This is a genomic window from Vibrio sp. Vb0888, assembly GCF_033338835.1.
Classification (GTDB): Bacteria; Pseudomonadota; Gammaproteobacteria; order Enterobacterales; family Vibrionaceae; genus Vibrio; species Vibrio alginolyticus.
Window position 1 is genome coordinate 195466 of the sequence record NZ_JAWOTL010000005.1, and the last position, 24230, is coordinate 219695.

At 44.7% G+C, this 24230-nt stretch carries 25 protein-coding genes; 14 read left to right on the forward strand and 11 right to left on the reverse strand.

What is annotated here, in order from left to right; all coding sequences use genetic code 11:
• Positions 1 to 10: 10 nt before the first annotated feature.
• From hisC to hisIE, 6 genes are all read left to right on the forward strand, one after another.
• Positions 11 to 1051, forward strand: a complete 1041-nt coding sequence (gene hisC / locus R7P72_RS09880; protein WP_213907080.1) for a histidinol-phosphate transaminase — start codon at positions 11 to 13, stop codon at positions 1049 to 1051.
• A gap of 69 nt (positions 1052 to 1120) precedes the next feature.
• Positions 1121 to 2194, forward strand: coding sequence for a bifunctional histidinol-phosphatase/imidazoleglycerol-phosphate dehydratase HisB (hisB, locus tag R7P72_RS09885; protein ID WP_005378173.1), 1074 nt, complete (start codon positions 1121 to 1123; stop codon positions 2192 to 2194).
• 26 nt (positions 2195 to 2220) lie between these two features.
• A complete protein-coding gene (gene hisH / locus R7P72_RS09890; protein ID WP_017821716.1) occupies positions 2221 to 2835 on the forward strand; it encodes an imidazole glycerol phosphate synthase subunit HisH in 615 nt (204 codons plus the stop codon).
• Positions 2836 to 2847: 12 nt separating this feature from the next.
• Positions 2848 to 3585, forward strand: coding sequence for a 1-(5-phosphoribosyl)-5-[(5-phosphoribosylamino)methylideneamino]imidazole-4-carboxamide isomerase (gene hisA, locus R7P72_RS09895; protein WP_005390889.1), 738 nt, complete (start codon positions 2848 to 2850; stop codon positions 3583 to 3585).
• On the forward strand, positions 3567 to 4340 hold the full coding sequence (gene hisF, locus R7P72_RS09900; RefSeq protein ID WP_004749837.1) for an imidazole glycerol phosphate synthase subunit HisF: 774 nt from the start codon (positions 3567 to 3569) through the stop codon (positions 4338 to 4340). The genes hisA and hisF overlap by 19 nt, the downstream gene beginning before the upstream one ends.
• On the forward strand, positions 4337 to 4972 hold the full coding sequence (gene hisIE / locus R7P72_RS09905; protein WP_005378160.1) for a bifunctional phosphoribosyl-AMP cyclohydrolase/phosphoribosyl-ATP diphosphatase HisIE: 636 nt from the start codon (positions 4337 to 4339) through the stop codon (positions 4970 to 4972). Before hisF ends, hisIE begins: the two co-directional genes overlap by 4 nt.
• Before the next feature lie 275 nt (positions 4973 to 5247).
• On the opposite strand, the gene R7P72_RS09910 is transcribed toward hisIE, so the two are convergent.
• The 4 genes from R7P72_RS09910 to R7P72_RS09925 all read right to left on the reverse strand — a co-directional run bounded on the left by R7P72_RS09910 (position 5248) and on the right by R7P72_RS09925 (position 8456).
• Positions 5248 to 5763 carry a YchJ family protein gene (locus R7P72_RS09910; RefSeq protein ID WP_005378159.1) on the reverse strand — a complete coding sequence of 172 codons (516 nt, stop codon included), beginning with the start codon at positions 5761 to 5763 and terminating at the stop codon, positions 5248 to 5250.
• Positions 5764 to 5850: 87 nt separating this feature from the next.
• A complete protein-coding gene (locus R7P72_RS09915) occupies positions 5851 to 7065 on the reverse strand; it encodes an EAL and HDOD domain-containing protein (RefSeq protein ID WP_005378158.1) in 1215 nt (404 codons plus the stop codon).
• Positions 7066 to 7163: 98 nt separating this feature from the next.
• Positions 7164 to 7901 (reverse strand): UDP-2,3-diacylglucosamine diphosphatase, encoded by a 738-nt coding sequence (lpxH, locus tag R7P72_RS09920; protein WP_005378157.1) that lies wholly within the window; start codon positions 7899 to 7901, stop codon positions 7164 to 7166.
• A 60-nt stretch (positions 7902 to 7961) separates the two neighbouring features.
• Entirely contained in the window at positions 7962 to 8456 is a 495-nt protein-coding gene (locus R7P72_RS09925) for a peptidylprolyl isomerase (protein ID WP_005378156.1), read from the reverse strand.
• A 202-nt stretch (positions 8457 to 8658) separates the two neighbouring features.
• Here R7P72_RS09925 and cysS point away from each other — a divergent pair, with 202 nt between their 5' ends.
• Together cysS and R7P72_RS09935 are read left to right on the forward strand one after the other, a co-directional pair.
• Entirely contained in the window at positions 8659 to 10041 is a 1383-nt protein-coding gene (gene cysS / locus R7P72_RS09930) for a cysteine--tRNA ligase (protein WP_005378155.1), read from the forward strand.
• Between the two features lie 87 nt (positions 10042 to 10128).
• Complete coding sequence (locus R7P72_RS09935; RefSeq protein WP_005378154.1) at positions 10129 to 10707, forward strand: thymidine kinase; 579 nt, start codon at positions 10129 to 10131, stop codon at positions 10705 to 10707.
• Between the two features lie 60 nt (positions 10708 to 10767).
• On the opposite strand, the gene R7P72_RS09940 is transcribed toward R7P72_RS09935, so the two are convergent.
• Genes R7P72_RS09940 through R7P72_RS09950 form a run of 3 tightly spaced genes read right to left on the reverse strand, consistent with a single transcriptional unit; the run spans position 10768 to position 13127 of the window.
• Positions 10768 to 11406, reverse strand: a complete 639-nt coding sequence (locus R7P72_RS09940) for a YdcF family protein (RefSeq protein WP_025766874.1) — start codon at positions 11404 to 11406, stop codon at positions 10768 to 10770.
• The gene (locus tag R7P72_RS09945) at positions 11403 to 12230 is read right to left on the reverse strand and encodes an NAD-dependent epimerase/dehydratase family protein (protein ID WP_054729131.1); all 828 of its coding nucleotides are present in this window, start codon (positions 12228 to 12230) and stop codon (positions 11403 to 11405) included. The genes R7P72_RS09940 and R7P72_RS09945 overlap by 4 nt, the downstream gene beginning before the upstream one ends.
• A gap of 18 nt (positions 12231 to 12248) precedes the next feature.
• On the reverse strand, positions 12249 to 13127 hold the full coding sequence (locus R7P72_RS09950; RefSeq protein WP_005378151.1) for a LysR family transcriptional regulator: 879 nt from the start codon (positions 13125 to 13127) through the stop codon (positions 12249 to 12251).
• A gap of 89 nt (positions 13128 to 13216) precedes the next feature.
• Between R7P72_RS09950 and R7P72_RS09955 the strand changes: the two genes are divergently transcribed.
• Entirely contained in the window at positions 13217 to 13663 is a 447-nt protein-coding gene (locus R7P72_RS09955; RefSeq protein WP_005378150.1) for a PACE efflux transporter, read from the forward strand.
• A 43-nt stretch (positions 13664 to 13706) separates the two neighbouring features.
• Here the strand turns inward: R7P72_RS09955 and R7P72_RS09960 are convergent, their stop codons facing one another.
• A complete protein-coding gene (locus R7P72_RS09960; RefSeq protein WP_005378148.1) occupies positions 13707 to 13940 on the reverse strand; it encodes a TIGR02647 family protein in 234 nt (77 codons plus the stop codon).
• Between the two features lie 299 nt (positions 13941 to 14239).
• Between R7P72_RS09960 and focA the strand changes: the two genes are divergently transcribed.
• The gene (focA, locus tag R7P72_RS09965) at positions 14240 to 15100 is read left to right on the forward strand and encodes a formate transporter FocA (RefSeq protein WP_005378146.1); all 861 of its coding nucleotides are present in this window, start codon (positions 14240 to 14242) and stop codon (positions 15098 to 15100) included.
• A gap of 85 nt (positions 15101 to 15185) precedes the next feature.
• On the opposite strand, the gene R7P72_RS09970 is transcribed toward focA, so the two are convergent.
• Together R7P72_RS09970 and R7P72_RS09975 are read right to left on the reverse strand one after the other, a co-directional pair.
• Positions 15186 to 15323 carry a hypothetical protein gene (locus R7P72_RS09970; RefSeq protein WP_005378145.1) on the reverse strand — a complete coding sequence of 46 codons (138 nt, stop codon included), beginning with the start codon at positions 15321 to 15323 and terminating at the stop codon, positions 15186 to 15188.
• Between the two features lie 354 nt (positions 15324 to 15677).
• A complete protein-coding gene (locus tag R7P72_RS09975) occupies positions 15678 to 16490 on the reverse strand; it encodes an ABC transporter permease (protein WP_033905097.1) in 813 nt (270 codons plus the stop codon).
• Between the two features lie 462 nt (positions 16491 to 16952).
• On the opposite strand from R7P72_RS09975, the gene torE reads away from it, so the two are divergent.
• The 4 genes from torE (at position 16953) to R7P72_RS09995 (ending at position 22794) form a co-directional block, all read left to right on the forward strand.
• Positions 16953 to 17132, forward strand: a complete 180-nt coding sequence (torE, locus tag R7P72_RS09980; RefSeq protein ID WP_005378141.1) for a trimethylamine N-oxide reductase system protein TorE — start codon at positions 16953 to 16955, stop codon at positions 17130 to 17132.
• Positions 17133 to 17182: 50 nt separating this feature from the next.
• On the forward strand, positions 17183 to 18367 hold the full coding sequence (torC, locus tag R7P72_RS09985; RefSeq protein ID WP_005378139.1) for a pentaheme c-type cytochrome TorC: 1185 nt from the start codon (positions 17183 to 17185) through the stop codon (positions 18365 to 18367).
• 26 nt (positions 18368 to 18393) lie between these two features.
• Positions 18394 to 20856, forward strand: a complete 2463-nt coding sequence (torA, locus tag R7P72_RS09990; RefSeq protein ID WP_005378138.1) for a trimethylamine-N-oxide reductase TorA — start codon at positions 18394 to 18396, stop codon at positions 20854 to 20856.
• Between the two features lie 198 nt (positions 20857 to 21054).
• Entirely contained in the window at positions 21055 to 22794 is a 1740-nt protein-coding gene (locus tag R7P72_RS09995) for a glycoside hydrolase family 36 protein (RefSeq protein WP_005378135.1), read from the forward strand.
• Positions 22795 to 22871: 77 nt separating this feature from the next.
• Here the strand turns inward: R7P72_RS09995 and R7P72_RS10000 are convergent, their stop codons facing one another.
• Positions 22872 to 24086 (reverse strand): putative manganese transporter, encoded by a 1215-nt coding sequence (locus R7P72_RS10000; protein ID WP_005378133.1) that lies wholly within the window; start codon positions 24084 to 24086, stop codon positions 22872 to 22874.
• Between the last annotated feature and the right edge of the window lie 144 nt (positions 24087 to 24230).

Here is a 24230-nt window from a genome sequence, read left to right on the forward strand (position 1 = left end):
GAGTAATGAGATGGAAAAGCTAGCGCGTAAACAAGTCCAACAGCTTACCCCTTATATGTCGGCTCGCCGAATCGGTGGTACGGGTGACGTATGGATAAATGCCAATGAATCACCATTTAACAATGAATACAAAACAGACTTTGCTCGTCTTAATCGTTACAGCGAATGCCAACCGAAAGAACTGATTTCCGCTTACGCAGCGTATGCGGGTGTTAAACCAGAACAAACACTGACTTCTCGTGGCGCAGACGAAGGTATTGAGTTGTTAATTCGTGCATTCTGTGATCCGGGTGAAGATGCGATTCTTTACTGCCCACCGACTTACGGTATGTACGCCATCAGCGCTGAAACCATTGGTGTTGAGCGCAAAACCGTGCCGCTAACCTCAGATTGGCAACTCGATCTTGCAGGCATCGAAGCTAATCTGGATAACGTGAAGCTGGTTTTTGTATGTTCGCCAAACAACCCAACGGGTAACTTGGTTAAGCGTGAAGACATTGTGTCTCTGCTTGAGATGACAAAAGACCGTGCAATTGTGGTGATGGATGAAGCGTACATCGATTTTTGTCCAGAAGCGTCAACGGTGGACCTACTGGCGCAATACTCGAATCTTGCGATTCTGCGTACTCTGTCGAAAGCTTTTGCGCTTGCAGGTCTGCGTTGTGGATTTACGCTTGCGAACGAAGAGCTTATTAATGTACTTCTTAAAGTTATCGCACCTTACCCAGTCCCAGTTCCAGTGGCAGAAATTGCGACTCAGGCGCTTTCGGAAGCTGGTTTAGCACGAGCGAAGTTTCAAGTTCTCGATTTGAATGCAAACCGTGCTTACTTGCAAGTTGGCCTTTCAATGATTCCGGGTTTGGAAGTGTTTGAAGGGTGGGGGAACTACCTATTGGTGAAATTCCCAGATGGCGATGACCTTTTCAAAGCGGCTTGGGATACGGGCATTATTTTGCGTAACTCGCCAATTGAAAACTGTGTGCGTATCAGTGTGGGTAACCGTGACGAGTGCGAAAAAACGCTTGGATTTATCAGAAACTACTACGCATAGATAGAGACAGAATTTATCGCTCTCGCTCAATAGCGGGAGCGCCAAAAGAATAGCAATAAGGAAGTTCGAGTGAGCAAACAACAAAAAATCCTTTTTATCGACCGTGATGGCACCTTAATTGTTGAGCCGCCGATTGATTTTCAAGTAGACCGTTTAGATAAGCTAAAACTAGAACCATTTGTTATCCCAAGCCTGCTGTCGTTGCAGGATGCAGGATATCGTCTAGTGATGGTCACGAACCAAGATGGTTTGGGTACAGACAGCTACCCACAAGCTGATTTTGATGCACCGCACAACATGATGATGGAGATCTTTGAGTCTCAAGGTGTGAAGTTCGATGACGTACTGATTTGTCCTCACTTTGATGAAGATAACTGCTCTTGCCGTAAGCCTAAACTAGGCTTGGTAAAAGAGTATCTTCAAGGTGGCAAAGTAGATTTCCAAAACTCTGTTGTGATTGGCGATCGTCAAACCGATCTTCAACTTGCAGAAAACATGGCAATTCGTGGTATTCAATACAACCCAGAAACCATGGGCTGGAAACAGATCCTAAAAGATCTCACAGTGAAGGCGCGCGTGGCTGAAGTGGTCCGCACCACAAAAGAAACAGACATCAAAGTATTCGTTAATCTTGACGAGCAAGGCGGTAATGACATTTCTACAGGTCTTGGCTTTTTTGACCACATGCTGGATCAAATCGCGACGCACGGTGGATTCCAAATGGTGTGCAAAGTGGAAGGTGACCTGCACATTGATGATCACCACACAGTGGAAGATACCGCTCTTGCGTTAGGTCAAGCGTTGAAGGAAGCACTGAGTGACAAGCGTGGTATTGGTCGCTTTGGCTTTAGCTTGCCAATGGATGAGTGTTTGGCGCAATGCGCACTAGACCTATCAGGTCGTCCTTACCTTAAGTTCGACGCGCAGTTTAGTCGTGAGCAAGTGGGTGATCTTTCAACAGAGATGGTGGTTCACTTCTTCCGCTCTCTGACTGACACATTAGCGTGTACGTTGCACCTTTCTTCTGCGGGCAACAATGATCACCACATCATTGAAAGTCTATTTAAAGCGTTTGGTCGTACGTTACGCCAAGCAATCAAAGTAGAAGGCACAGAGCTACCAAGTAGTAAAGGCGTGCTTTAAGGCTAACGTTAGCAAGGAGAAAAACAGTGACAGAACAGAAAGTTGTCATTATCGATACTGGCTGTGCCAACGTTTCTTCGGTGAAGTTTGCCATTGAACGCCTAGGCTATGACGTAACGATTTCAAAAGATCCGCAAGTCGTATTATCCGCAGATAAGCTATTCCTACCGGGTGTGGGAACCGCCAGCGAAGCGATGAAGAACCTAGAAGAGCGCGATCTGATCAGCTTGGTAAAACAGGTAGAAAAGCCATTACTAGGTATCTGTTTAGGCATGCAACTGTTGGGCAAAGTGTCTCAAGAGAAAGGGCAGAAAGCCGACGAGTTAGTTGAGTGTCTTGGACTTTGTGATGGCGAAGTGAAGCTACTACAAACTGGCGATTTGCCGTTGCCGCATATGGGGTGGAACACGGTCTCTGCAAAAGCAGGTAATCCACTTTTCAAAGATATTGAAGAAGGAGAGTATTTCTACTTCGTGCACAGCTTTGCGATGCCTGTTGGGGATTACACGATTGCGGAATGTGAATACGGCAACCCGTTCACAGCAGCAGTACAAAGCGGTAACTATTACGGCGTGCAATTCCACCCTGAGCGTTCTTCAAAAGCGGGCGCGAAGCTTATTCAAAACTTCTTAGAATTATAAAAGGGATTTAGTGTGATTATTCCAGCTCTTGATTTAATTGAAGGACAGGTGGTTCGCCTTTATCAAGGTGATTACGGCCAAGTAACTGAGTACAAAGTCGACCCAGCAGAGCAGTTCAACTTGTACCACCAAGCTGGTGCTAACTGGCTGCACTTGGTGGATTTAACTGGCGCGAAAGACACGACAGCACGTCAACTTGATTTAATTGCAAAGCTACTAGCAAGCACGCCAGCGAACATCCAAATCGGTGGCGGAGTGCGCACAGAGCAAGACGTGATTGATCTGCTAGAAGCGGGGGCTCAGCGTGTTGTCGTTGGCTCAACAGCAGTAAAACAGCCAGAGCTTGTGAAAGGTTGGATGGAAAAATACGGTGCAGAGAAAATCGTTCTCGCGCTAGACATCAACATCGATCAAGACGGCACACGTAAAGTAGCGATTTCTGGTTGGCAAGAAGATTCAGGCGTGACTATCGAAGCTCTGATCAACGATTACCTGACGGTAGGTTTGCAGCACGTGCTTTGTACGGACATTTCTCGTGACGGTACGCTAGAAGGCTCAAACGTAGAGCTTTATGTCGACCTATGTAAACAGTACCCACAAGTGCAGTTTCAATCTTCAGGTGGCATTGGCTCATTAGCAGATATCGAAGCGCTAAAAGGCAGCGGTGTGGCTGGTGTGATTGTTGGTCGTGCGCTGTTAGATGGTAAATTCACAGCAGAGGAGGCATTTGCATGCTGGCAAAGCGAATAATTCCATGTCTTGATGTTCGTGATGGACAAGTGGTGAAGGGCGTCCAGTTCCGCAACCACGAAATCATTGGCGACATCGTTCCTCTGGCGCAGCGTTATGCGGAAGAAGGCGCTGACGAGCTTGTGTTCTACGATATTACCGCTTCAAGTGATGGGCGTGTCGTTGACAAAAGTTGGGTCGCTCGCGTTGCTGAAGTGATTGATATTCCCTTCTGTGTCGCTGGTGGTATTAAATCAGCGGAAGATGCAGCGCGCATTCTTGAGTTTGGTGCAGACAAAGTGTCTATTAACTCACCTGCATTGGCTAACCCGCAACTGATTACTGACCTTGCTGATAAGTTTGGTGTGCAATGTATCGTCGTTGGTATCGATTCATACTACGACAAAGAGACAGGCAAGTATCAGGTTTACCAGTTTACTGGTGATGAAGAACGCACCAAAGCAACTCAATGGGAAACACGTGATTGGGTGCAAGAAGTACAAAAGCGTGGCGCTGGTGAAATCGTACTGAACATGATGAACCAAGACGGCGTACGTAACGGTTACGATATTGAACAACTTAACATGGTGCGTGAAGTGTGTAACGTGCCATTGATTGCATCGGGTGGGGCAGGTGCTATGGAGCACTTTGCGGAAGCATACCAAAAAGCAAATGTGGATGGCGCGCTTGCCGCATCGGTATTCCACAAACAAGTCATCAATATTGGTGAACTAAAGCAGTATTTGAAACAACAAGGCATTGAGGTACGACTATGAGTGTAAAAGCCGCCGAAGTAAGTTCGCTAGTTGAGCGAATCAACTGGGAAAAGGTGGATGGTCTGGTACCTGCTATCGTACAAGATTTCCAATCAAGCCAAGTGCTGATGATGGGTTATATGAACCAAGATGCGTTGGCAAAAACGGGCGAAACAGGTCAAGTGACGTTTTTCTCTCGTACCAAGCAGCGTCTTTGGACGAAAGGTGAGACCTCCGGCAACGTATTGCAACTAGTGAACATGCAGCTCGATTGCGACAACGATACGCTACTGGTGAAAGTGAATCCCATTGGTCCTACGTGTCACTTGGGTAACACAACTTGCTGGGATGTGGACCCTCAAGAGGAGTCACAAATGGTGTGGCTTCATCAACTTGAGCAGCTATTGGCTGCCCGCAAGAGTGCCGACCCAGATTCCTCTTATACTGCCAGTCTTTATGCCCGTGGCACCAAGCGTATTTCGCAAAAAGTGGGCGAAGAAGGCGTTGAAGTCGCGCTTGCGGCGACGTCGGGCGATAAGGCGGAGTTAGTGTGTGAATCTGCAGATTTGATTTATCACTTAATGGTATTGCTTCAAGACCAAGGCTTATCGATGAATGACGTAGTGAATAAACTGAAAGAGCGTCATAAGTAAGCTTGCGATAAGTGAAAGCCCCTATGCTCTCGAGCCTAGGGGCTTTTTACTTTAGTGTTCTTGATTCGGGGCAAAAACCGGCAACAGTGCTGGTGGCGATTAGATTCTGAATCACGCTCGTCCCTAGCTGTTCAGAATGACGGTATATTTTCTAATGGTACTTGCAGTAGAGTTATTTACTTCAAATAGGTACATATATTCACGTCACTCCAACGAACCTAGGCGAAGTCAAGAATCCAATTAAATCGAGCTCAATAAGCTAGGAGTGGATGATCTTACCCACAACACTTCTTAAATTTCTTACCGCTTCCACAGATACACGGGTCGTTACGACCTACTTTTAGGCTACTCACTGGTTGGTTTAGGCGAGGATCTTGTTCTGGTTCTTCTTCTAGCTCTTCTTCTGGAAACGTGCCGTCAATGTAGTACCAAAGCCCATTTTCTTTTACAAAGCGAGAACGCTCTGTCATGCAGTAGCGTTTGCCGTCTTCGTCAAAGTAAGCGTTGAATTCAACAAAACCTTCATTCTCGTTACAACCCGCTTCAGCTTTCACTACCTCAAGCTTGCACCAATCGCTGTCGATAGATTGGGCAATGCCTTCACGTTGCTCTTCTGCATTACAGCTTGGGTGGTATGTGTTCACCACGTAATCCACTAGACCTAACACATGCGCGCTGTAACGAGAGCGCATTAGCTGCTCCGGAGTGGTGACGTCAGCGTGGTTATTGTGGGCAATTTCACAACACTGTTGGTAGGTGCGGTTAGAGCCGCAAGGACAAGAAGAAGCCATAAAATGAAATCTCGATTAATTAAGCGGTAAAAACAAACAACCCCACATAAGTGAGGTCGCAGGTATTCTTTGGGGCATTATAGCCGTTTAGGGCGTTTGAGACAGCAGTTCTTGAGCCCATTCCGTCGATTGATTAAAAGCGTCTGCTAATTGAGGTTCGGTTAATTTAAGAACGGTGCAATATCGCTCGGCTAACTCCCAGTCCGCTTGTTCGTAGGCGATCGTCATCGAAAGTAAGTGACCAAGTACGCCTTTTCGACTGGTTAATGCGAGTTTTATATCTTCGTCAACGGGGATATCTTCAATGACATCCGAGAGCGGTTGATCGAGCAAAGATCCGAGCAAAGAAAACATGCCTGTCAAAAAAGCCTGCCCAGGGTCATACCTAGTGTTCATTTGACTAAGTAGCAGTTCACACATTCGTGCACGCTGAATCGCTAAAGAGTAAAGAGAGTCAGGTTTATCTTCTTGAACGGAGGCAATTGCAACTAAGGAAATAAAGCGTCGTAGTCGCTCTTCACCCAGATAAATAAGCGCCTGTCTGAACGATTTGATCTTAGTCGTTAATGTATAGCCTGAATTTACGTAAGTAAGCAGCTTGTATGACAGCGTCACATCAATCGAAAACAGACGTTCAACCTCATTGAAGTCGATGGGCTTATCTGCAATCTCTTTACAAAGTTGGATGACGGTAAGAAACGCGGGGTTCAACCGTTTTTTCTGGATCATCTCAGGTTTGCTAAAAAAATACCCTTGAAAATAGTTAAAACCGGCTTCTAGAGCTTGCTCAAACTCTTCATAGGTCTCTACCTTTTCCGCAAGAAAGTCGATTTTAAATGGGCTCAACGCCTGAATAAAAATGGCAGCTTTCTTGATCGGCACAAGTCTAATATCAAACTTGATCATGGAAACGTATGGAAGAAAACGCTTCCAAGCTTTCGTCGGAACAAAATCATCCAGAGCAATTTTGTACCCGCACTCATGAAGGTGCTTGATGGCTTCTAACAGTTCTTCTGTCGGTTCGCAGTCTTCAAGGACTTCAATGACGAGAGATTCTTTAGGAAACAAAGTTGGGACCAAGTTCACCAAGCTTTGATGCGGAAAGTTAACAAAGCCAAGTTTGTTTCCTAATGTGTTGTAATGCGTCGACAAAAAATGATCGGATAGCAGTCGACTAGTAGCCAGCTCTGGTTCTACTTCAGGGAAGGTATTTTTAGGGCCGTCTCGAAAGAGGAGTTCGTAACCTATGGTTCGTTTTTCTCTATCCAGAATCGGTTGGCGAGCTACGTAAGAATACTTCAATTAGGTACTTCGTTCTGTTTAACTTAGTATTATGATAATAGCGATTTTTTACAAAATATCTACGACTTGAGCGTGAATCTTCTACACGCTCTACATGCTTAACGCAAATTCTGTATGAACGGTCTCGTTTGCAGGTCAAAACTATCAGAATTTACTTTTAAAACTGAGCCTTGCGTATACCAATCCCCTAAAACAATTCGGGTCTTTTTAATGCCATCGACGTCAAAAAAATGTGTGTTCGGGCGATGTGTGTGACCATGAATCATTATGTTGACGCAGTTCTGAGACATCACTTTCTCGACCTCATTTTGGTTAACGTCCATGATATCTAATGACTTGCTCATTTTATCATCACGAATATCGGATTGAACTTTTGAGACAATTTTCTTCTTAATGAACCAAGGAATACGGTTAAACAACCATTGTAGCCATGGCTTGTGAACGGTTTTTCTAAACTCTTGGTATTTCACATCGTCAATGCAGAGCGTATCGCCATGTAGGATTACGGCTTTTTGACCATAAAGATCAATCGTGCAGACATCGTCGAGTAATGTCATACCGGTTTCTTTGCAAAAGCGTTTGCCGAGTAAAAAATCTCGATTGCCTTGGATGAAAAAAGTTGGCACACCCGCATCCGTCAGTGCTTTAAATTCTGCACGGATTTGGTCTGCAAAAGGGGTGTTGTCATCGTCACCAATCCAGAACTCAAACAGATCGCCGAGTACATAAAGTGCATCAGCTTTTGTTGCTTCTGTTCGCATGAACGTCACAAAACATTCCGTGATATCAGGACGTGATGGGGTAAGGTGAAGATCGGAAATAAATAATGTCGTCATAGAAATAAGGGGAAGCTATGCCTCCCCATTAACTTATCTTTTAAAAATAATTCCTAAGAATTACTCTTCAATTGTTGTACCAGTGATTACTACGTCTTCTAGAGGTACGTCTTGGTGCATGCCGTAAGAACCAGTGCTAACGCCTTTGATCTTATTTACGATGTCCATGCCTTCGATTACTTCACCGAACACACAGTAACCCCAACCGTCTAGGCTTTCGCTACGGAAGTCTAGGAATGTGTTGTTGTTTACGTTGATGAAGAACTGAGAGCTTGCTGAATGCGGCTCCATAGTACGTGCCATAGCAAGTGTACCCACTTTGTTGCTTAGGCCGTTGTTTGCTTCGTTCTTGATAGGTGCACGAGTCGCTTTTTCACGTAGACCAGACTCCATACCACCACCTTGGATCATGAAGCCGTCAATAACACGGTGGAAAAGCGTGTTGTCGTAGAAACCGTCGCGGCAGTACTGAAGGAAGTTTGCGCTTGTCTCTGGCGCTTTCTCTTCGTTTAGTTGAATCTTGATGTCACCAAAATTAGTGTGAAGGGTGATCATGCTACTTTCCTTTACTGTGTTGTGTTGAGCCCGAGATTCTAGCCTAAGTTCTAGTGCTTTAAAAACTCAGGAAGAGGAAATTCTTCGTTTTGTGCTTGAAGTTTAGCCGATTATCGTTTTATCGGTTAATTGCTATTACCTAACTAGGTTGGAGTTGATATACTCATCTTCTTTTATTCATTCACAATCATAGATAGAGATCATGTTAAAGATATATAACACACTCACAAGACAGAAAGAGGAATTCAAACCAATTACAGCTGGCAAAGTCGGTATGTATGTCTGTGGAGTTACCATCTACGATCTCTGTCACATTGGTCACGGTCGTACTTTCGTCTCTTTTGACGTTGTATCACGTTACCTTCGCTACTTGGGCTATGATCTGACGTTTGTACGTAACATCACAGATATCGACGATAAGATCATCAAACGTGCCGCAGAAAATGGTGAGTCTTGCGATTCATTGACTGAGCGTTTGATTGGTGAAATGCACGCTGATTTTGATGCTCTGAACATGAAACGTCCGGACGTTGAACCTCGTGCGACACAGTTTATTGCTGAAATCATCGAATTGGTTGAGAAGCTAATCGAGCGCGGTTTTGCATACGTTGCAGATAACGGTGACGTAATGTTTGAAGTGGGTAAGTTCAACGAATACGGCAAGCTTTCTAAGCAAGACCTTGATCAGCTTCAAGCTGGCGCGCGCGTTGATATCGAAACAGCAAAACGCAGCCCTCTAGACTTTGTACTTTGGAAGATGTCTAAGCCGGGTGAACCAACGTGGGAGTCACCATGGGGTCCTGGTCGTCCAGGTTGGCACATTGAGTGTTCAGCAATGAACTCTTCAATCCTAGGTAACCACTTCGACATTCACGGCGGCGGTTCTGACCTTCAGTTCCCACACCATGAAAATGAAATCGCGCAATCATGCTGTGCACACGATACACAATACGTGAACACATGGATGCACAGTGGCATGGTAATGGTAGACCGTGAGAAGATGTCTAAATCTCTAGGTAACTTCTTTACTATCCGTGACGTTCTTGGTCACTACGATGCTGAAACAGTGCGTTACTTCCTAATGTCTGGTCACTACCGTAGCCAGTTAAACTACAGCGAAGATAACCTAAACCAAGCACGTGCTTCGCTTGAGCGCCTGTACACATCTCTACGTGGTTTAGACCTAAACGCGGCGCCTGCTGGTGGTGAAGAATACGTATCTCGCTTCACTGCAGCGATGAACGATGACTTCAACACACCAGAAGCGTACTCAGTTCTGTTCGACATGGCGCGCGAAGTTAACCGCCTGAAGACAGAAAACCTAGAGAAAGCGAGCGAACTCGGTGCGCTAATGCGTGAACTAGCTGACGTGATCGGTATTCTTCACCAAGATCCTGAAGCCTTCCTAAAAGGTGATGCGGGTAACGATGATGAAGTGGCTGAAATCGAAGCTCTGATCAAGCTGCGTAATGATTCTCGCGCTGCGAAAGATTGGGCGAATGCAGATATGGCTCGTGACAAGCTGACCGAAATGGGCATTGTTCTGGAAGATGGTCCAGAAGGCACAACGTGGCGTCGTAAGTAATTGAATTTTCATTTTTAAAGGGCTGATAATTCAGCCCTTTTATTTTCCATTTCCATAAATTAAAACTTTAACTTTAGGTAATGCTCTGTGGCTCAGATGTATTTCTATTACTCAGCAATGAATGCGGGTAAATCAACAACGCTTCTTCAATCCTCTTTCAACTATCAAGAACGCGGCATGACGCCAGTTATTTTTACGGCTGCGCTAGATGATCGTTTTGGTGTCGGTAAAGTGAGCTCTCGTATTGGTCTTCAATCTGACGCACATTTATTTCGTCAGGATACCAATTTGTATCAGGAGATCGCAGCTCTGAATGAGGTTGAAAAACGTCACTGTATTCTTGTTGATGAGTGTCAGTTCTTGTCGAAAGAACAAGTTTATCAACTTACTGAAGTCGTTGATAAGTTGCATATTCCAGTATTGTGTTACGGCCTTCGCACCGATTTTCTAGGCGAACTTTTTGAAGGCAGTAAGTATCTATTATCTTGGGCAGACAAGCTGGTTGAGCTCAAAACAATCTGCCATTGCGGCCGCAAAGCGAATATGGTTATTCGTACCGATGAACACGGCGTGGCAATTAAAGAAGGCGATCAAGTTGCGATCGGCGGTAACGATAAGTATGTCTCCGTATGCCGCCAACATTACAAAGAAGCGCTCGGTAAATAAGCCGTATTGATACAGAAAAGCCACCGAACTTGGTGGCTTTTTGTTGTCGGTTAGAAAAAGTTAGACTAAGTCAAAACCAAACCGCTCGAGTAAAACCTGGTAAGAAGATTCGACTTGCTGAGGGATGTTCTGCTCGGTTTGAAATCCTTTCTCTGGATAGCTTTTTACGCGAGAGAAATCTTCCATTAGTGCTTCTAGCACCATCATTAATGGCATGTCTTCATTAATGTATTCAAAAAATGGAAGAGCCGCAGAGCTTACTTGGAGCTGAGTGTAGGGTGACTGCCACTGTTTTTCAAATGTCGCGATTGCTCTACGCTCCATAAACGGTTTTTGTACCAGAATAAACGAGGAACACTGTTTTCCTTCCTCTTTTAATCGTTGCTCAGTAAAGCGAACATTTTCTCCACTGTTTGTGGATTCAGTTTCGAGCAAAATTGCTTCACTTGGAACGCCCGACATCTTTGCAATCTCGGCAAAGGTTTCTGCTTCGCTTTTTTCAAACAGTCCATCTGTGAAGCGACCTTCACCCCCTGAAAATACAATCAAAGGTGCCAACTTTTGGTGGTAGAGCTTGGCAGCGTGCTCCGCTACACGCACATCATTACTGCACATCACAAACAAACAGTCCGCAGGTTTCAGTTCATGTTTGAGTTGCATGTAATCCCAAAGCGTTTCTATATGTCTATAGAGTCTCATAGCGCATCCAAAGTTGAATTGAAGTGAAATCGATAACCAAGTGAGAGTAGTTTGTCAGCAAGAATACGCTTGTCAGCTTGCTCTGTGACGGGTGGAAGAGGTATCTCACTTCCGATTTTGTTTATGGCAGCTTGGTAGAACTCAGCCTTGCTGACAGTATGAGGTGTAGTAACGTTAATGACTTGGTTGCTTAAATTGCCTAAGGCAAATTTCGCAGCCGAGACAGCATCATCTTGATGAAGCATATTAGCTGGTGCTTTACGACTAACTTGTTGAAGCCTTGCTGCAAAGCGAGATGGGTGTCTATCTGGCCCGATTAATCCGCTACAACGTAGAATAACAAAGTTAATATTCGAGTCGATAACATGCTGCTCTGCTTGAAGCATAATACGTGCATTGTCAGAGAAATAAGGGCTTTCGGCTGCTAAAGAGAGTGACGCGTCAGCTTCTTCCATATCGGAAGCAAGGTTAGGGTAAACCGTGGTAGAGCTGATCATGAGAAGTTTTTCAACGTTGTTTTGCTTAGCTGCGTTGGCAAGTATTTGCCATTGCTGTGCATATTCTTGACCGCGTCCTTTACGAAATCCTGGAGGAAAAGCACCGATAACGTGCGTAATTTGATGCTGTTTGAGCAGTTCATCTAGCCGTGCTGTGGCGTTCAATTGATTGAAATCGAACAATACGGAGTGAGTTAATGAGGTGGGTAACTCTTTTAATCGAGTTTGGCTACGACGAGTGACGACAACATAGTGTCCATCTTTCATCAATGTTTCTGCTAGCGGAGTTCCGAGCCAGCCTGCACCTACGATCAATGTATTTGCCATTTGGGTCTTCCTACTTACTTATGTCTGCCCGAATAGGTTGAGCAGTTCTGCTTTGGCTTGTTGATGGAGGGGATCTGAATGCCATTTCTGGTGCTGAATAAGGTCAACATTGACTTGCCAAGCCAGTTTTGTGAAATCATCCCCAACTTTTTTTAATGTATTAGGTGAATACGCGACTAAATGCTGTGGTAGAAAGCACCAACCAAACCCTTTATTCGCCAATTCCAACAAAATATAGTAGTTATCAGCGTACCAGATATCTGGGCTAAATGCTTGATTGAGACCACATGGCTCTGCACTTTTGGATCGTATGACCAATTGACGATGTTGTTTTAGTTGATCAATGTGAGTGATTTGCTGCTTTGCTAAAGGATGTGTTGAAGAGACATAGACATCAAATGCAATATTGCCAAGATTGGTGAAATCGATGTGCCTTGGCATTTGTAAATCACTCAAAATAATCCCAGTCGTGGCGCGTTCCGACTTAACCAATTCAATGATATCAGGGCTTGATGCCGTTAAGCATTCAACTTGTAAGTGTGGAAAGCGTTGCTCTAACTTCTTTAGCACATCCGGCAAGCGAGTCAGAGGAATCCCTTCATCAATAGCTAAGACTAATTTGTTCGTTGGCGTGGAAAAGAGCTGCGATGCCCTATTGTTTAGGCGGTCGAGTTGGCTGATTGTTGCTTGCGCATAGGGTACGAGAGCGAGGCCATTCTCAGTTAATTTAGGGTACCTGCCTGATCGATCGAAAAGCTCAACGCCACAGTCGATCTCCATATTCATGATGTGCTGGCTCACTACAGATTGAGCTCGCCCCAGTTTTCTAGCTGCTCCTGAAAATGATCCTGCTTCTGATGTAGCAATGAAAGCTTGCAGTTGTTCGATGGTAAACATATCGCTTAAACCGATGGTATCTAACTTTTGATTATCTAAATAATAGATAAAATTCTAAGCATTGAGTAGAACTATTTGGATAGAGAAATATGACTCGTAACGAACGAATTTTTCATGCAGTACTTTTTGAGTTAATCGCACTCGCGATTATTGTACCAGCGGCTTCATTGATCACTGGAAAGGGCTCTAGTGATCTCGCGTTAGTTGGGGTCGGGTTGAGTATGTATACCGTGATATGGAACTACATCTACAACTTGTACTTTGATAAGTGGTTTGGTGGCAATCGAGCTGAGCGAAGTTTAGCGATGCGGCTTGGACACACTGTTGGTTTCGAGGGAGGATTGATCTTTATCTCTCTACCTGTGATTGCCTGGTTCTTAGAAATTACGCTTCTTCAAGCTCTGATGCTGGAAGCCGGCTTCCTCGTTTTCTTCCTATTTTATGCTACTGGTTTTAACTGGTTGTATGACAAGGTTCAACCATTTAGCAAAATGAAAAAGCGATTATTGCCGCAGGCATCGACAGGAAAAATATAGGACTAAAAAACGCCACCGAGTTCGGTGGCGTTTTTTGTTCAAATTACACAGACAAAACTCTTAAAATCTTATCTGCATGTTCTGCAACTTCAATGCCTTCGTCTGTTAGATAACCACCGTCAGGCTGTGTACAAAGTTGCTTCTCATATAGACGAGCAACGGCTGCCTGCATTTCTTCTGACGCGTCTGTATGAACTTTAATACCAGTTGCAGCACTACTTAGGTCGAACTGAAGAAGTAGATTCAATTCGGCGATATGTTCAGCTGAATATTTCATAAATGATTCCTTTGCGCTTTTTTTACCAAGCTAGTCTGAAAAGTAGCGTTGGGCAACATTCAACGACAAGAAGTGTTAAGTATGGCGCTATCAGGCTGATATAACGCAGGATCTTTGTTCGAAAGGCCGAATACTTGTTAAGTATCAATGATACTTACGGTAGCGAATGATAGGCGCTATTTATTGCTTGATCTCCCAATAACAACGATTTTAGTAAACACGCCAAATAGCACTTGAAAAAATAGGGAAATAGAGCGATTATCCGCGCCTCTTTAAATGTTTCTAAATGTTACACCAGAATGAACTTTAATCAGTTTGACTCACTATTACCGCCACAAGCTGCGGAACGCGCAGCTGAAGTGGGGGTAGGCAAAGCAACGAAAGCCCCAATCAAATCTTTTCTGCTCGCCATTTCTGCGGGGCTTCATATTGGTATTGCTTTCATCTTCTATACCACAGTAACGACAGGCGCAGGCGAGCTGCCTTGGGGCATTACACGACTCATTGGTGGTCTGGCATTTAGCCTTGGTTTGATTTTGGTGGTGGTTACTGGCGGCGAGCTTTTCACTAGCTCTGTACTGACACTAGTTGCGCGTGCGAGTGGAAAAATCTCTTGGCAAGCACTTATCAAAAACTGGTTGGTGGTTTACTTTGGCAATATGGTTGGGGCCATTTTGCTCGTGGCCTGTATGCTAGTTACCAAGCAATATATGTTTGATCATGGCCAAGTTGGTCTTAACGCGATGGCGATCTCCCAACACAAATTACATCATGGTTTCTTTGCTGCTGTTGCGCTTGGCATCATGTGTAACGTATTAGTTTGTATTGCAGTTTGGATGACGTTTAGTGGGCGAACATTGACAGATAAAATAGCGGTCATGATTTTGCCTGTGGCTATGTTCGTGTCGGCAGGTTTTGAGCACTGTATTGCGAACATGTTCCAAGTACCTATGGCGATTGGTATTAAGTACTTTGCGCCAGAAGCGTTTTGGCAAATGACAGGGGCAGATATTGCAAACTACGCGGACTTAAACATGATGGGGTTCATCGTAAACAACCTAATTCCTGTTACGATAGGAAACATTATTGGTGGTGGCGTATTTGTTGGCATGTGGTATTGGATGATTTATCTACGCGATGAAGATAACCATTTGCGATAAGTTTAGAAGATCACAAGAAAGGCGAACCAGATGGTTCGCCTTTCTTTTTATTTGTCTCTGCAAATGTCAAATAAGTCGAGTCATGCTAAATCAACTCTTCGTTGATGCCAAAATCGGTTGGGAGCCAATGAGAAGTTACTTCCTTTGGTTCTTGAACGAGCCAATCCAGAGGTGCATCGGACAGGAGTTCATCGTAATTTTCTTTGATCATTAAGACATCCATGTACGTCTCTCCAAGTTTGTGGTCACTGCCTTTACTTTAAAATTAGAACATGTCAGTCACGTGATCAATGCATGACGATTCGATTGATCACTTATGTTGCTATGTTTCTGGTTGCGTATGGGTTTTGGGGGCTTATCCACATTTTCTGTGGATAACCTGTATCAAAGGTCGTGCGTATCTAAACTTGCAAAGAAAATTTCATAAAATTAGAGGCTTATATCAAAAAGAATTCTGCCTGACTTTTCATCTGAAAGCGTCTTGATGAGTGCTCGAAGAATAGTTGAGTTATTCAGTTATAAGTACGTTCGACTTGGCAACATAAGTTGTTTAACGGGCTTTACCCACAAGCGCCAACTAACCGTGAGTTTTGGTCGATTCGGGTTGCTCGATTTTTATCTTGATTCGGCCTTCTTTGGTTTGTACCCAGCGCAATGTCATTTCTAACGTTATGGTTACGGAGGCACTCAACATAACGAAAATAGCCAGCATAATTACTAACTGGTATTTAATCGCAACCATCGGGCTCGCGCCACCTAGAATTTGACCGGTCATCATACCCGGTAAGGTAACCAGCCCTGTAGTGGCCATAGAAGCTAAAGTCGGGGCAAGGGACTTTCTAAGAGCCTCCTGAATGAAGGGGAAGGATGCGTAGCGAGGAGAGGCTCCAAGTGAGATTGCAGCCTCATATTCTGCTTGTCTCTGCTCAAAAGCCGTAAACAAATTCTGAAGAGCGATGATATTACTACTCAAGCTGTTACCCAATAACATACCAGCAAGTGGGATCATGTACTGCGCATTGTAAATAGGGGATGGTTGCACTAGGCCTGCTGTAATTGCAATCAGAAGTGGTATTAGACCACAGGTAAGGCCCGTTAGTAGCGGAAGCATAAGTGGCTTTTTAGGTAACTGAGCTTTTCCCGCAATTGAGCTGGCACCAATCAGTAGCATGATGGCAAGCCAAAGTATATTGACAAGTAAACTGTTTAATTGAAAAAGATATTCTAAATACACGCCAATCAATATGAGCTGAAATGTCATTCGGATAACACTGATTATCGTGTCTTTTGCTATCCCTAATTTGTAGCGGGCATTGATAAAGAAGGGGACCAATAAAATCAAACCAAACAGTGCCAGTTTGACCCAGCTTATATCCACCACGTTATCCATAATCGCTCCTTGAAAATACGCGAATAATTGTATCTAAGCCTCCCCTTTATATGAACCACTATGTGCACTTTTTGCTGTTCTTAAAGTAAACCTTGAGTGCTATTTTAGACATTAATACGCAGCATTCTGTTTACAAGTGGTTATCTTTTTCGGAGTTTTTAAGTCGATTTATGGCATGGTAATTACGATTTAAATGTGATCGATGTTTCTTAAATGTTGTTTATTTAACAACTCCTTAAAAGACTTATTTTGTCACATCTGTTCATGTTTTTTAATAAATAACATCAATCCATCATATCTCTGGATGAGCTCAAAAAAGTGTTGAATTACAAGGTCTGAGGTCGCTTATTTGATTGAACCCTACTATTAGTATGGTCTAACATTTTCCATTAGAGATTGTAAAAAACTTAAGCTTGGTTACGCGGGCTTTTCAATAACACTAGATACAAAATAGGCAAATGTATGAGTGATGTTAATAAAATTGAGAGTGGTGAAAAACGCTCCCTGGAGTGGAAGTCGTTCCTCTTCATTGCAGTTGTTCTCTTCCCAATTCTGAGTGTGGCCTTTGTTGGCGGCTACGGGTTCATCGTTTGGATGTTGCAAGTCTTCTTCTTTGGACCTCCAGGCGCGCACGGCATGTAAGCCAGTGAGCTCATAACCACACTTTTGAAAAGATTTTAAGAGAGCAAATAATGAAATCATTAATCATTAAACTGTGGCGTACTATGACGCGCCCAGCTGTACATATCAGCCTAGGTGTGCTGACTATGGGCGGCTTTATTGCTGGTGTTATCTTTTGGGGTGGCTTTAACACCGCTCTAGAAGCAACCAACACAGAAGAATTCTGTATTAGTTGTCACACAATGCGTGACAACGTGTACGTTGAGCTACAAGAAACGGTGCACTGGAAAAACCACTCTGGTGTTCGTGCTACCTGCCCTGATTGTCACGTTCCACATAACTGGACAGATAAGATCGCTCGTAAGATGCAAGCTTCTAAAGAAGTATTTGCACAAGTATTTGGCAACTACGACGAACCGGGTGTGTTCGAAGAGCGTCGTATCGAACTTGCTAAACACGAATGGGATCGTTTCTCGGCAAACAAATCTCTGGAGTGTAAAAACTGTCACAACTACGAATCGATGGATTTCGAGCAAATGTCTCCTACGGCTCGTATCCAAATGAAGCAAGCCGCTGAGAAAGATCAAAGCTGTGTTGACTGTCACAAGGGTATTGCGCACAACCTACCAGCAGGCATGGACAGCATTGGCGGTATCGTGGGTGATCTAGAGGGTATGACTTCTAACACGGATTACGGCGTTGGTCAGCAACTCGTGAGCGTTCGTCACCTACCAATTTACTTTGATGCGCAAGGCAGTAAAGAAGCTGGTCTTCTTAATCCTGCATCGACCGTTAAAGTTCTTGAAGACAAAGGCGAGTTTGTTGAGATCGAAATTGACGGTTGGCGCAAAGCAAAAGGTTTTGGTCGTGTAATTCAAGAAGACTTCGGTAAGAACATTGCGACTGCGTCTCTGATGAAAGAAGCAGCAACAGACAGCAACATTGTGACGACTGGTGAGAAAAAAGTGGATGAGTTAACAGGCCTTCCTTGGGAAAAAGTAGCGGCGAAAGTATGGATTAAGAAAGAGTCTATGCTGAACGACATCAATCCTGTTTGGGAAAAATCTCGTGAAGCCTACAAGACCAATTGTTCTGTATGTCACACTCAACCTGCGGAAGCGCACTTCGACGCGAACACCTGGCCAGGTATGTTCGACGGTATGTTGGCGTTCGTTAACCTAGATACAGACAGTGAAGCACTGATCTTGAAGTATCTACAGAAACACTCTTCAGATTATGCTGAAGGTCACCACTAATAAGCGTCGGATTGGAGTAATTTTAAATGGCTATTACACGAAGAAGTTTTCTTAAAGGTGTAGCAACCACAAGTGCAGCGTCAGTAATTGGCCCTAGCTTATTGGCGTCCGCCTCTGCAAATGCCGTTGAGACGACAGGTACTTGGAAAGTAACCGGTTCTCACTGGGGCGCGTTCCGCGCCCACATCTACGCGGGTAAAGTTCAAGAGATCAAGCCGCTAGAGCTAGACAAAAACCCAACAGAAATGTTGAACGGCATTAAGGGTATTATCTACAGCCCTTCACGTGTTCGTTACCCAATGGTTCGTCTAGATTGGTTGAAGAAACATAAATACAGCGCAGATACTCGCGGTAACAACCGTTTCATCCGAGTAACTTGGGATGAAGCGCTAGACTTGTTCTACCGTGAGCTAGAACGTATTCAAAAAGACTACGGCCCATGGGCGCTGCATGCAGGTCAAACAGGTTGGAACCAAACGGGTTCATTTAACAACTGTACAGCGCACATGCAACGTGCAGTAGGTATGCACGGCAACTTCATCACTAAAGTAGGTGACTACTCGACGGGTGCAGGCCAAACCATTATGCCGTACGTGCTAGGTTCAACCGAAGTTTACGCACAAGGTACGTCTTGGTCTGAGATCCTAGAAAACTCTGACAACATCGTTCTTTGGGCTAACGACCCAGTGAAAAACCTTCAAGTAGGTTGGAACTGTGAAACGCATGAGTCGTTTAAGTACCTTGCACAACTAAAAGAAAAAGTGGCGAAAGGTGAGATCAACGTTCTATCTGTAGACCCAGTGAAGAACAAAACTCAGCGCTACTTAGAGAACGATCACTTGTACATCAACCCGCTGACAGACGTAGCGTTCATGCTCGCTGTGGCGCACGTGTTGTACAACGAAAACCTGTACGATAAGAAATTCATTGATACTTACTGTCTCGGCTTTGAAGAGTTCATTCAATACGTTCAAGGTAAGACAAAAGACAAAGTAGAGAAGACGCCTGAATGGGCAGCAGCGATTTGTGGTGTGAAAGCGGACAAGATCCGTGAATTCGCACGCATGCTAGTCAGCGGTCGTACACAGATCCTGATGGGTTGGTGTATCCAGCGTCAAGAGCACGGTGAGCAGCCATACTGGGCAGCGGCTGTGGTTGCTGCAATGGTTGGTCAAATCGGTCTACCTGGCGGTGGTATCTCTTACGGTCACCACTACTCAAGTATCGGTGTGCCTTCTACTGGTTTCGCGGGCCCTGGTGGTTTCCCTCGTAACCTTGACCAAGGTATGAAACCGAAGTGGGACAACAACGACTTTAACGGCTACAGTCGTACTATCCCAGTTGCACGTTGGATCGACTGTCTGCTAGAACCTGGCAAAGAGATCAACTACAACGGCGGTAAAGTGAAACTGCCAGACTTCAAGATGATGGTTATCTCGGGTTGTAACCCATGGCACCACCATCAAGATCGTAACCGCATGAAGAAAGCGTTCCGCAAACTTCAAACGGTTGTAACGATCGAGTTTGCTTGGACTGCGACATGTCGTTTCTCAGATATCGTTCTACCGGCGTGTACGCAATGGGAACGTAACGACATCGACGTATACGGTTCATACTCGAACAAAGGTCTGATTGCGATGCATCGCCTCGTTGATCCATTGTTCCAATCTAAGCCTGACTTCCAAATCATGAGTGAACTAACTCAGCGTTTTGGTCGCCGCGAAGAATACACTCGTGGTATGAGCGAGATGGAATGGATCGAAAGCCTTTACAACGATTGTAAAAAAGCGAACGAAGGTAAGTTTGAAATGCCAGAATTCAACGAGTTCTGGGAGAAGAGCGTACTAGACTTCGGTGAAGGTAAACCTTGGGTTCGTCATGCGGACTTCCGTAAAGACCCTGAGCTTAACCCACTAGGTACACCGTCTGGCTTCATCGAGATTACATCACGCAAGATCGGCCGTTACGGTTATGAACACTGTCAAGAGCACCCAATGTGGTTCGAAAAATCAGAGCGTTCACACGGTGGTCCTGGTTCAGATAAATACCCATTCTGGTTGCAGTCTTGCCACCCTGATAAGCGTCTTCACTCTCAAATGTGTGAGTCTGAAGAGTTCCGCGCGACTTACGCGGTACAAGGTCGTGAGCCGGTTTACATCAACCCAGCGGATGCCAAAGCAAAAGGCATCAAAGATGGTGATTTGGTACGAGTATTCAACGGTCGTGGTCAGCTGTTAGCTGGTGCTGTTTTGACTGACAGCTACCCACGTGGCGTTATTCGTATCGAAGAAGGTGCATGGTACGGTCCTCTAAACGAGAAAGAAGGCGCAATCTGTACCTACGGTGATCCTAACACGCTAACGCAAGACATCGGTTCTTCTGAGCTTGCACAGGCGACTTCTGCGAACACATGTATCGTAGACTTCGAGAAGTTCACAGGTAAAGTGCCGCCAGTCACTTCATTTGGTGGTCCGATCGAAGTTGCTTAATTAGTGCAGTTTGCATAAATCGAAATACCAGCCTCAGGGCTGGTATTTTTTTATCAAAATTTCAGTGAGCGTTGTCTCAATAGTAACTTCATAACGTTAAACGAGACTGGTATTCGTGATGATGGTAACGAATTGGGTGAGACAAGCAGGAGATAATGCGCCAAGCTAAACAATAATAATTAAGTGAGTAGACCCATTATGGCTCAGAGCATTCAATTAGCAAATCACACTGAGATCACTGTGAATAACAATGACTTCCAAGTTGAAGTCGAGGGTAATCAATTACATTTTTCTTTTGCTGGTCTTCACAATAAAACCTTTACCGACCGTGAAGTGTTGCTCGAAATGCCGTTTTTGTACGAGCACGAGGCCAACGTAATTGGGGATGGTTTTCAAATGTTGGCGCAAACGGCGGGAACGATCAATCACCCCGTTGATATTGGTCGCTGCCCAGACAATAATCCTTCTTATCGAATCTACCCTAAAGATGCCCCTAAGCGTTATTACAACTATTTAGTGGTGGAAGGCTCGGCTGGCTACACATTGTATGGCTTCACATCATGTCATCGCTTTGCTGGCTATTTTGATGTTGTACTGCGTGATGGGCATTGGGTTTTATCAGCCGCAATTGATGGTGAGTTGACTCAAGTGGCGGATTGGGAAAGTAATCAACTTGAATCCGTGGCGGTACTCTGTGGTCAATCGCTGTCCGAGCTTTATCAAACCTATGGCGAGATGATTGCAGAGCATCATCCTGTTCGCCAAGGTGTGACACAAGATGCGCCTGTTGGTTGGTGTTCGTGGTATGCGTACTACGCAGACGTGACAGAGCAAAACATCATGCAGAACGTTGATTGCATGCAAGATAAGCTCGAAGACCTAGAGTGGGTACTTCTGGATGATGGCTATCAAGCCTTTATGGGCGATTGGTTAATCCCATCGGATAAGTTTTCTGGTGGTGTGAAAGAGCTCATTCATAGTATCCGTGCAAAAGGCAAAAAGCCGGCGATTTGGATGGCGCCTTTCATTGCACAGCCTGAGTCGGAGATCTTCAAACAGCATCCAGATTGGTTTGTTCGCCACAAGGATGGTGGCTTACTTAAAGCAGAAGATGTCACATACGGTGGTTGGCGATGCACGCCTTGGTACATTCTCGATACTTCAAACCCTGAAGTGCAAGATCACCTAACTCATGTGGTCTCTGTTATGCGTCAAGAGTGGGGCGTTGAGCTATTCAAATTAGACGCAAACTACTGGGGCACGTTAAAAGGTAAACGAAGCCAATCGGGTGTCACCGGTGTAGAAGCCTACCGCATGGGTATGGAAGCGATCGCTAAAGGGGCAGGGGATGCATGGCTGTTAGGCTGTAACGCGCCAATGTGGCCATCTCTGGGACTTGTGGATGCAATGCGTGTTTCTGACGATGTAGAGCGTCATAGTCGTCGATTCGAGCAGATAGCCAAAGAAACCTTTTACCGTAGTTGGCAGCATCGAAAATTGTGGCAAATTGACCCGGATTGCGCCACGTTCACTTCATTAGCTAATCAATCTGCATCCAGAGAAGAGTATAAATTTCATCGCACGGTGTTATTAGCGAGTGGTGGTTTGCTGCTGTCTGGTGACCCGCTCCCTGAGATTACGCCGTTTGCTAAGAAGACACTGTCTAAGCTCATGTTACGTCAACAACGTAACCAACAATCTGCAAAGTTTACCGCTTTGAGTTTAAATCACGCGTTTTTAAAACTAACGACGAAGAATGACCTCCATTGTTTGTTTAATTATGCGAGTTACGGAGCGATGGAATTTACGCTGACGTCTGATCAACCGGTGGACTGGTATGATTACTGGACAGGGGAAAAGCTAAACCAAGAACCTTGCCAGTTGTTAATGGTGAGCGTGGATAAAGGGCTCAATGCGAAAGCGATCGTTACAGCATAACGTGAAGTAAATCGCCCAATACCAAGATCAAGAAAGGAGCCTATTGCGGCTCCTTTCTCGTTTTGATGCTCTGGGCGTTAGAACTCGAATAAAAAGTAATACCCGTATCCAACAATAAACGCAGGAATGGACGAGTAAATAGTCGCGACCAAAGCAGCTTTCGGTGCCATTGCAATGGCGGGGAATAGGGCGTCACCATCGTTAGAAATCGCATTGGCCAGTTGCGCAGAAAGTGGCGCTGCACCAGAGATGTACAGGCTAGTGACTAAAATTTGCGGACCACAACCAGGTAGCATACCAATGGCTAAGCCAGCTAATGGCATCCATATCCCCCAATGAGAAAAGGTTTCTACAAGGTCGAGTCCAGAAAAATAGGTCGTCAGTTCAAACGCCAGAAACGCCACGATCACCCAAGCACTGACGAAGTTTGTGTCTTGAGCCGCTTTTTGAATTGGGTGCGAGTCCACAATTTTTTCATCTTCAGAGACTGTTGACTGATAATCGCCGAGCTCTTTTGTCATCGCCCACAACGACATTGTGATCACTGCAAAGATAGCGCCCAGCCATTCAATGGTGTTGGCTTTCAAAGATAGCAACTGATTAATATCGATTTGGAAAGACATTAACACAGCAACGACACTAGCAGGCACAATAAGCCATTTCCAAAATGCGCCTTGTAGATTGATTGCACGTTGTTCAAGGGGTGTATGTCGGTCTGTCTGGTGTTGGCAACAAGCATGTGTCTGAGGTGCTTCTTTTGGTTCTGGTCGCAGAAAGTTATCAGCATGAAAAGCATTAACGACTAACCCTGAAAGAGTACCCACGATAATGCCTAATCCAACCACGCCTAATCCAACACTTGGTTTGGCGGCCAGAAGTAAAAAGGCAGCGTCACCCATTGTTGAAGTAAGTACCGCGACAATCGCACCAAATCCTACTCGGCCACTAATAAATTGCGTTGTCACAACAATAGCGCCACCACAGCCAGGCAAAGCACCCAACAAAGAAGCAAAGAAAACCTGATGATTACGCGAGCGATGATATAGCTCGGTAATTCGATTGGTTTTCGACATAAAGTTTGAAAGATAATGATAAATAGCCAATGTGGCAGCAACATAGCATGACACCGCCCAGAATGAGTCGGATAGCGTCTGTACGGCTACGTCACGTGTATTTTCATTGCCTAGCAAAATGAGCATGACGATAGGGATCAGCAATCGCTTATAAGCTAAACGAAACTGAGTAGGCTGAAACAACTGTTGTGCAGAGTGTAATAATTGGGTCGCGTTCATCGTTTACTCAAATGCAAATAGGAATAATTATCATTATATGTAAATGAGATTTATTCGCAATAGCATTGTGAACTTTTCTTCGTGTCAAACTCTCTGAAATCAGGTAAAGTATCGGCCTTTGTGAGCAAACACGCCCTAATTAAC

Excerpts from the sequence above, each read along its gene's own strand:
- hisC (WP_213907080.1), top strand. The coding sequence starts at position 11 with ATGGAAAAGCTAGCGCGTAAACAAGTCCAACAGCTTACCCCTTATATG.
- hisF (WP_004749837.1), top strand. The coding sequence starts at position 3,567 with ATGCTGGCAAAGCGAATAATTCCATGTCTTGATGTTCGTGATGGACAA.
- hisIE (WP_005378160.1), top strand. The coding sequence starts at position 4,337 with ATGAGTGTAAAAGCCGCCGAAGTAAGTTCGCTAGTTGAGCGAATCAAC.
- R7P72_RS09910 (WP_005378159.1), bottom strand. The coding sequence starts at position 5,763 with ATGGCTTCTTCTTGTCCTTGCGGCTCTAACCGCACCTACCAACAGTGT.
- lpxH (WP_005378157.1), bottom strand. The coding sequence starts at position 7,901 with ATGACGACATTATTTATTTCCGATCTTCACCTTACCCCATCACGTCCT.
- R7P72_RS09925 (WP_005378156.1), bottom strand. The coding sequence starts at position 8,456 with ATGATCACCCTTCACACTAATTTTGGTGACATCAAGATTCAACTAAAC.
- cysS (WP_005378155.1), top strand. The coding sequence starts at position 8,659 with ATGTTAAAGATATATAACACACTCACAAGACAGAAAGAGGAATTCAAA.
- R7P72_RS09940 (WP_025766874.1), bottom strand. The coding sequence starts at position 11,406 with ATGAGACTCTATAGACATATAGAAACGCTTTGGGATTACATGCAACTC.
- R7P72_RS09945 (WP_054729131.1), bottom strand. The coding sequence starts at position 12,230 with ATGGCAAATACATTGATCGTAGGTGCAGGCTGGCTCGGAACTCCGCTA.
- R7P72_RS09950 (WP_005378151.1), bottom strand. The coding sequence starts at position 13,127 with ATGTTTACCATCGAACAACTGCAAGCTTTCATTGCTACATCAGAAGCA.
- R7P72_RS09955 (WP_005378150.1), top strand. The coding sequence starts at position 13,217 with ATGACTCGTAACGAACGAATTTTTCATGCAGTACTTTTTGAGTTAATC.
- R7P72_RS09960 (WP_005378148.1), bottom strand. The coding sequence starts at position 13,940 with ATGAAATATTCAGCTGAACATATCGCCGAATTGAATCTACTTCTTCAG.
- focA (WP_005378146.1), top strand. The coding sequence starts at position 14,240 with ATGAACTTTAATCAGTTTGACTCACTATTACCGCCACAAGCTGCGGAA.
- R7P72_RS09970 (WP_005378145.1), bottom strand. The coding sequence starts at position 15,323 with ATGGATGTCTTAATGATCAAAGAAAATTACGATGAACTCCTGTCCGAT.
- R7P72_RS09975 (WP_033905097.1), bottom strand. The coding sequence starts at position 16,490 with ATGGATAACGTGGTGGATATAAGCTGGGTCAAACTGGCACTGTTTGGT.
- torE (WP_005378141.1), top strand. The coding sequence starts at position 16,953 with ATGAGTGATGTTAATAAAATTGAGAGTGGTGAAAAACGCTCCCTGGAG.
- torC (WP_005378139.1), top strand. The coding sequence starts at position 17,183 with ATGAAATCATTAATCATTAAACTGTGGCGTACTATGACGCGCCCAGCT.
- torA (WP_005378138.1), top strand. The coding sequence starts at position 18,394 with ATGGCTATTACACGAAGAAGTTTTCTTAAAGGTGTAGCAACCACAAGT.
- R7P72_RS09995 (WP_005378135.1), top strand. The coding sequence starts at position 21,055 with ATGGCTCAGAGCATTCAATTAGCAAATCACACTGAGATCACTGTGAAT.
- R7P72_RS10000 (WP_005378133.1), bottom strand. The coding sequence starts at position 24,086 with ATGAACGCGACCCAATTATTACACTCTGCACAACAGTTGTTTCAGCCT.